The 5757-nt window shown below is 68.9% G+C and carries 8 protein-coding genes and 1 pseudogene; all 9 read left to right on the top strand.

The features are described 5' to 3' along the window. On the top strand, positions 1–260 hold a 260-nt coding region (locus A9976_RS00050; RefSeq protein ID WP_259649052.1), incomplete at its 5' end, for a 2Fe-2S iron-sulfur cluster-binding protein. A gap of 212 nt (positions 261–472) precedes the next feature. Beyond that, the gene (gene ribBA, locus A9976_RS00045; protein ID WP_183017295.1) at positions 473–1594 is read left to right on the top strand and encodes a bifunctional 3,4-dihydroxy-2-butanone-4-phosphate synthase/GTP cyclohydrolase II; all 1122 of its coding nucleotides are present in this window, start codon (positions 473–475) and stop codon (positions 1592–1594) included. A 3-nt stretch (positions 1595–1597) separates the two neighbouring features. Then, entirely contained in the window at positions 1598–2068 is a 471-nt protein-coding gene (ribH, locus tag A9976_RS00040; RefSeq protein ID WP_183017294.1) for a 6,7-dimethyl-8-ribityllumazine synthase, read from the top strand. Next, on the top strand, positions 2065–2700 hold the full coding sequence (gene nusB / locus A9976_RS00035) for a transcription antitermination factor NusB (protein WP_183017293.1): 636 nt from the start codon (positions 2065–2067) through the stop codon (positions 2698–2700). The genes ribH and nusB overlap by 4 nt, the downstream gene beginning before the upstream one ends. Positions 2701–2804: 104 nt before the next feature. After that, positions 2805–3989, top strand: a complete 1185-nt coding sequence (locus A9976_RS00030; protein WP_043796416.1) for a pyridoxal phosphate-dependent aminotransferase — start codon at positions 2805–2807, stop codon at positions 3987–3989. A 12-nt stretch (positions 3990–4001) separates the two neighbouring features. Then, complete coding sequence (gene ybgC, locus A9976_RS00025; RefSeq protein WP_183017292.1) at positions 4002–4418, top strand: tol-pal system-associated acyl-CoA thioesterase; 417 nt, start codon at positions 4002–4004, stop codon at positions 4416–4418. Then, positions 4415–5119 (top strand): protein TolQ, encoded by a 705-nt coding sequence (gene tolQ, locus A9976_RS00020; protein ID WP_183017291.1) that lies wholly within the window; start codon positions 4415–4417, stop codon positions 5117–5119. The genes ybgC and tolQ overlap by 4 nt, the downstream gene beginning before the upstream one ends. Before the next feature lie 30 nt (positions 5120–5149). Then, positions 5150–5575: a biopolymer transporter ExbD gene (locus tag A9976_RS00015; protein ID WP_183017290.1), complete on the top strand. Its 426-nt coding sequence runs from the start codon at positions 5150–5152 to the stop codon at positions 5573–5575. 24 nt (positions 5576–5599) lie between these two features. Next, positions 5600–5757, top strand: a pseudogene (locus tag A9976_RS31695) (protein TolA); the annotation flags it as partial.

The raw sequence follows: 5757 nt of genomic DNA, 5'->3' as shown, positions 1-5757 counted from the left end.
GCCTCACGCCCAGCGGCCTGCAGGTCGATGCCTGGGCCGACCAGCCGCTGCTGCATTCGCTGGAGCAGGGCGGCGTGGACTGGCCCAGCTCCTGCCGCAACGGCACCTGCCGCACCTGCATCGGGCAGCTGGTCTCGGGCAGCGTGCGCTACGAGATCGAATGGCCGGGCGTGACGCGCGAGGAGCGGGCCGAGGGCTGCGTGCTGCCCTGCATCGCCTATCCCGAAGGCGATGTGGTGCTGCAGGACCCCGGCCCCTGAACCCGGCCAAAGCCCGCGCCGCCTGCGGCCGATGGCCGCTGGAATAGAATGTGCGCTTTCGCAAGGTCATTCCGGGTCATGCCGATTGCCGACAGCGGCTGCGCCGCGCCACACGTTCTTTGGAAGCCCACTTCTGACGCCTGCCAGGCAGAGGGAGCCGGCGCGTGTGCCGCGCCCCGTCCGCACGACCCGGCTCCTCCAGAAGGCACTCCATGAACAACTCCACGTCCCCCGTGCCCATCTCGCCGGTGGAAGACATCATTGCCGACATGCGCGCGGGCCGCATGGTCATCCTCGTCGATGAGGAAGACCGAGAGAACGAAGGCGACCTGGTGCTGGCCGCCGACCATGTCACCCCCGAGGCGATCAACTTCATGGCGCGCTTCGGCCGCGGCCTGATCTGCCTGACGCTCACGCGCGAGCGCTGCGAATACCTGAAGCTGCCGCCCATGGCCGCGCGCAACGGCACCGTGTACAGCACGGCCTTCACCGTCTCCATCGAAGCGGCCGAGGGCGTGACCACCGGCATCTCCGCCGCCGACCGCGCGCGCACCGTGCAGGCCGCCGTGGCCAAGGACTCCAAGCCAACGGACCTGGTCCAGCCGGGCCACATCTTCCCGCTGCAGGCCGTCGATGGCGGCGTGCTCATGCGCGCCGGCCACACCGAGGCCGGCTGCGACTTCGCCGCCCTGGCCGGCTGCAGCCCCGCCGCCGTGATCTGCGAGATCATGAAGGACGACGGCACCATGGCCCGCCTGCCCGACCTGCAGCTGTTCGCTGCCGAGCACGGCCTGAAGATAGGCACCATCGCCGACCTGATCCAGTACCGCAGCCGCAACGAATCCCTGCTCAGCAAGGTCGGCACGCGCCCGCTGCAGACGGCGCATGGCGAGTTCATCGCCCATGCCTTCCGCGACCTGCCCAGCCAATCCGTGCACCTGGCACTGGTCAAGGGCCGGTGGGAAGCCGACACCCCCGTGCCCGTGCGCGTGCATGAGCCGCTGTCCGTGCTGGATGCGCTGGAGACCGGCCGCACCCTGCACTCCTGGAGCCTGGACTCCAGCCTCGAATACATCGCCCGCCAGGGCCACGGCGTGGCCGTGCTGCTCAACTGCGGCGAGACCGGCGACCAGCTGATGGCCCAGTTCGACGGCAGCGCCCGTGCCGCCCAGGCACCCGAGCGCGGCCGCATGGACCTGCGCACCTATGGCGTGGGCGCGCAGATCCTGCGCGAATGCGGCGTGCAGCGCATGCAGCTCATGGGCCAGCCGCGCCGCCTGCCCAGCATGGCCGGCTACGGCCTCGAGATCAGCGGCTACATCCCCAAGGAATAAGAAATGTTGAATGCAGAAAAGGGCCAGGCCCAGAACCTCGACGGCACGCAGCTGCGCGTCGGCATCGTCCAGGCCCGCTTCAATGAAAGCATCACCAACAGCCTGACCCAGGCCTGCCGCGAAGAGCTGCTGGCCCTGGGCGTGCAGGCCGGAAACATCGACCACGTCACCGTGCCCGGCGCCCTGGAAGTGCCCGTGGCGCTGCAGGCGATGGCCGAGTCCGACCGCTACGACGCCCTGGTGGCGCTGGGCTGCATCATCCGTGGGGAGACATACCACTTCGAGCTGGTGGCCAACGAATCGGGCGCGGGTGTCACGCGCCTGGCCCTGGACTACCAGTTGCCGATCGCCAACGCGATCATCACCACCGAGAACACCGAGCAGGCCATCGCGCGCCAGACCGAAAAGGGACGCGATGCGGCCCGGGTCGCCGTGGAGATGGCCAACCTGCTCCAAACCATAGCCCGAACATGAGCGACGAACAATCCACACCGGCCTCGGGCCGCCCTCCCCGCCAAAGCCGCGGCGGCCTGACCAGCACCGGCGCGCGCAAGGCCGCCTCCAAGTCCAACCGCAGCCGCGCGCGTGAATTCGCGCTGCAGGCGCTGTACCAGCACCTGGTGGGCGGCAACGACGTGGAGGCCATCGACCGCTTCACGCGCGACCTGTCCGGCTTTCACAAGGCCGACTCGGTGCACTACGACGCGCTGCTGCGCGGCTGCATCAACTCCCAGGTGGACCTGGACGCGCTGATCGCCCCCAAGCTGGACCGCACCATGGCCGAGATCTCGCCCATAGAGCACGCCAGCATGTGGATCGGCGTGTATGAATTCCAGCACTGCCCCGACGTGCCCTGGCGCGTGGTGCTCAACGAGTGCATCGAGCTGGCCAAGGAATTCGGCGGCACCGACGGCCACAAATACGTGAACGCCGTGCTCAACGGCCTGGCGCCCACGCTGCGCGCGGCCGAAGTCGAGCATGACCGTGCGGGCAAGGGCGCCGCGCCCGCGCAGCCCGCGGCCGCCAAGGCAGGCACTGCCACCGACGCGGCAGCAGATGCCGCCACGGACGCAGCAGCGGACGACGCTGCCGACCAGGCCGGCTGACGCCGCGCCTCGGGTCTTCGGGGCACAGGCCCCACCGCATCCGGCCATCCATGGCCCGCCCGCGCCTGCCGGGCGCGGGCGCCTCTTCCAGGATTTCACCCGTCATGAAGTTTTCGACCCGCGCCGACCGCATTGAGCCCTTTTACGTGATGGAGATCGCCAAGGCGGCGCAGGAGATGGCGCGCGGCTGCGCGGACAGCGACACGCCGATGATCTTCCTGAACATCGGCGAGCCCGACTTCACCGCGCCCCCGCTGGTGCAGGAGGCCGCAGCGCGCGCCGTGCAGGACGGCGCCACGCAATACACGCCGGCCCTGGGCCTGCCCCAGCTGCGCGAGCGCATCAGCCATTGGTATGCGCAGCGCTTCGGCGTGGATGTGCCGGCGCGGCGCATCGTGGTCACGGCCGGCGCCTCGGCCGCGCTGCAGCTGGCCTGCCTGGCCACCATCGACGCGGGCGACGAAATCCTCATGCCCGACCCCAGCTATCCCTGCAACCGCCACTTCGTGAGCGCAGCCGAAGGCCGGGCCGTGATGGTGCCGACCACGGCCGCCGAACGCTACCAGTTGAGCGCCGACAAGGTCGAGGCCGCCTGGAACGAGCACACGCGCGGCGTGCTGCTGGCCTCGCCCTCCAATCCCACCGGCACCTCCATTGCGCCGGCCGAGCTGCGCCGCATCCTCGACGTGGTGCGCGCCCGGGGCGGGCTGACCATCATCGACGAGATCTACCTGGGCCTGTCGCATGACGACGCCTTCGGCCAGACCGCGCTGGCGCTGGGCGAGGACGTGATCAGCATCAACAGCTTCAGCAAGTACTTCAACATGACGGGCTGGCGCCTGGGCTGGATGGTGGTGCCCGAGGCCATGGTGCCCGTGGTCGAGCGCGTGGCGCAGAACCTCTTCATCTGCGCCAGCACCGTCTCGCAGCGCGCCGCCCTGGCCTGCTTCGAGCCCGAGTCCATTGCCGAGTACGAGCGCCGCCGCGCCGAGTTCAAGGCCCGGCGCGACTTCTTCATCCCCGCGCTCGAGGCCCTGGGCCTGCCCGTGCCCGTGCAGCCCGACGGCGCCTTCTACGCCTGGGCCGACTGCCGTGCCGCTGCCGCCAAGCTCGGCGTCCAGGGCAGCTGGGACTTTGCCTACGCCGTCATGGAGCGCGCCCACCTGGCCATCACGCCGGGCCGCGACTTCGGCACATTCGAGACCGCCGACTTCGTGCGCTTTTCCACGGCCAACTCCATGGAACAGCTGCAGGAGGCCGTGCGCCGCCTGCAGCGCCTGCTGGCCTGAGGGCCGCCGCACATGGCCTTCGAATTTCCCATCCGCGTCTACTGGGAGGACACCGATGCCGGCGGCATCGTGTTCTACGCCAACTACCTCAAGTTCTTCGAGCGCGCCCGCACCGAGTGGCTGCGCGCCCTGGGCATAGGCCAGCAGCAGTTGCGGGAACAAACGGGCGGCATGTTTGTCGTAACCCAGGCCCAGCTGCAATACCTGCGGGCGGCCCGGCTCGATGACCAACTCCTTGTTACCGCCGCGCTGCAAAGCAGCGGGCGCGCTTCGCTGACAATACGGCAGCAGGCGCTGCTGGCATCCGCCGGCGATGGCAAGGCGCCGCCGCCCCTGTTGTGCGAAGGCACGATCCGCATTGGATGGGTGGATGGCTCGACCATGCGCCCCGCAAGAATTCCGAACCGCATCCTGGAGCAACTCTCATGAACTCCCATGACATGTCCATACTCAGCCTCGTGCTGCAGGCCAGCTGGGTCGTGCAGCTGGTCATGCTGATCCTCGTGGGCGCCTCGGTGGCCAGCTGGGCCACCATCTTCCGCAAGTCCCAGACCTTGAAGCGCGTGCGCTCGCTCAACGACGGCTTCGAGCAGGACTTCTGGTCGGGCACCAGCCTCAACGATCTCTACGCCTCGGCCGCTCACCATGCCAAGCAGGGCGGCCCCATGGAACGCATCTTCGCCAGCGGCATGCGCGAATACCAGAAGCTGCGCGAGCGCCGCATCGCCGATGTGAACCAGTTGATGGACGGCACGCGCCGCGCCATGCGCGCCAGCTTCCAGCGCGAGATGGACGAGGTCGAGTCGGGCCTGTCCTTCCTGGGCACCGTGGGCTCGGTCTCTCCCTACATCGGCCTGTTCGGCACCGTCTGGGGCGTGATGCACGCCTTCACCGGCTTTGCCAACATGGAGCAGATCACGCTGGCCACCGTGGCCCCCGGCATTGCCGAGGCGCTGGTGGCCACGGCCATGGGCCTGTTCGCCGCCATCCCGGCCGTCACGGCCTACAACCGCTATGCCCACCAGATCGACCGCGTGGCCAGCCAGCAGGAAACCTTCATCGAAGAGTTCTCCAACATCCTGCAGCGCAACGTGGGTGCGACCGGCTCCAGCACCGCGTCCGGCCATTGAATTCGCGCACAGCCAGCAAGGAGTGAGCACATGCCCGCAGTAGCCTCGCGCGGCGGCCGCAGCCGCCGCACCGTCAACGAGATCAACATGGTGCCCTTCATCGACGTGATGCTGGTGCTGCTCATCATCTTCATGGTGACGGCCCCCATGCTCACGCCCGGCTCCATCAACGTGCCCAGCGCCGGCAAGGCCGCGCGCACGCCTCCGAAACGCGCCGACGTGATGATCGACAAGGACGGCGGCATCCGCATCAAGGCCGGCAACCTCGACAAGACCGTCACGCTCAAGGAACTGGGTACGGCCGCCCGCGACTGGCAGAGCCAGCAAAGCGACGACAGCGCCGTGCTGATCTCGGCCGACAAGAAGCTGCCCTTCGAAACGGTGATGGCCGCCATGTCGGCCCTGCAGTCGGCAGGCGTCAAGCGCGTGGCCTTCGGCGTCAAGTCCTCCCAGTAAGCAGCGCCGCCCGCCCTCGATCCCATGCCCAACCTGCAAGACCACGACCAGTTCGCACCGCCGCGCACGCGCGGCCGCACGCGCTCGTGGGCCCTGGCCGCGGCAGCGCACGGGCTGCTTGTGGCCGCCATGCTGTGGACCGTGCGCCCCCCGAAGCAGGCCGACGAGCCCATGGTCGAGGC

The sequence above is a fragment of the Delftia sp. UME58 genome (assembly GCF_014170385.1).
Taxonomy (GTDB): domain Bacteria; phylum Pseudomonadota; class Gammaproteobacteria; order Burkholderiales; family Burkholderiaceae_C; genus Comamonas; species Comamonas acidovorans.
Note: the sequence above shows the minus strand (reverse complement) of the source record. Positions and strands in the feature narration are given on the sequence as shown.

Coding starts and splice junctions, on each gene's coding strand:
- ribBA (WP_183017295.1), top strand. CDS start 473: ATGAACAACTCCACGTCCCCCGTGCCCATCTCGCCGGTGGAAGACATC.
- ribH (WP_183017294.1), top strand. CDS start 1,598: ATGTTGAATGCAGAAAAGGGCCAGGCCCAGAACCTCGACGGCACGCAG.
- nusB (WP_183017293.1), top strand. CDS start 2,065: ATGAGCGACGAACAATCCACACCGGCCTCGGGCCGCCCTCCCCGCCAA.
- A9976_RS00030 (WP_043796416.1), top strand. CDS start 2,805: ATGAAGTTTTCGACCCGCGCCGACCGCATTGAGCCCTTTTACGTGATG.
- ybgC (WP_183017292.1), top strand. CDS start 4,002: ATGGCCTTCGAATTTCCCATCCGCGTCTACTGGGAGGACACCGATGCC.
- tolQ (WP_183017291.1), top strand. CDS start 4,415: ATGAACTCCCATGACATGTCCATACTCAGCCTCGTGCTGCAGGCCAGC.
- A9976_RS00015 (WP_183017290.1), top strand. CDS start 5,150: ATGCCCGCAGTAGCCTCGCGCGGCGGCCGCAGCCGCCGCACCGTCAAC.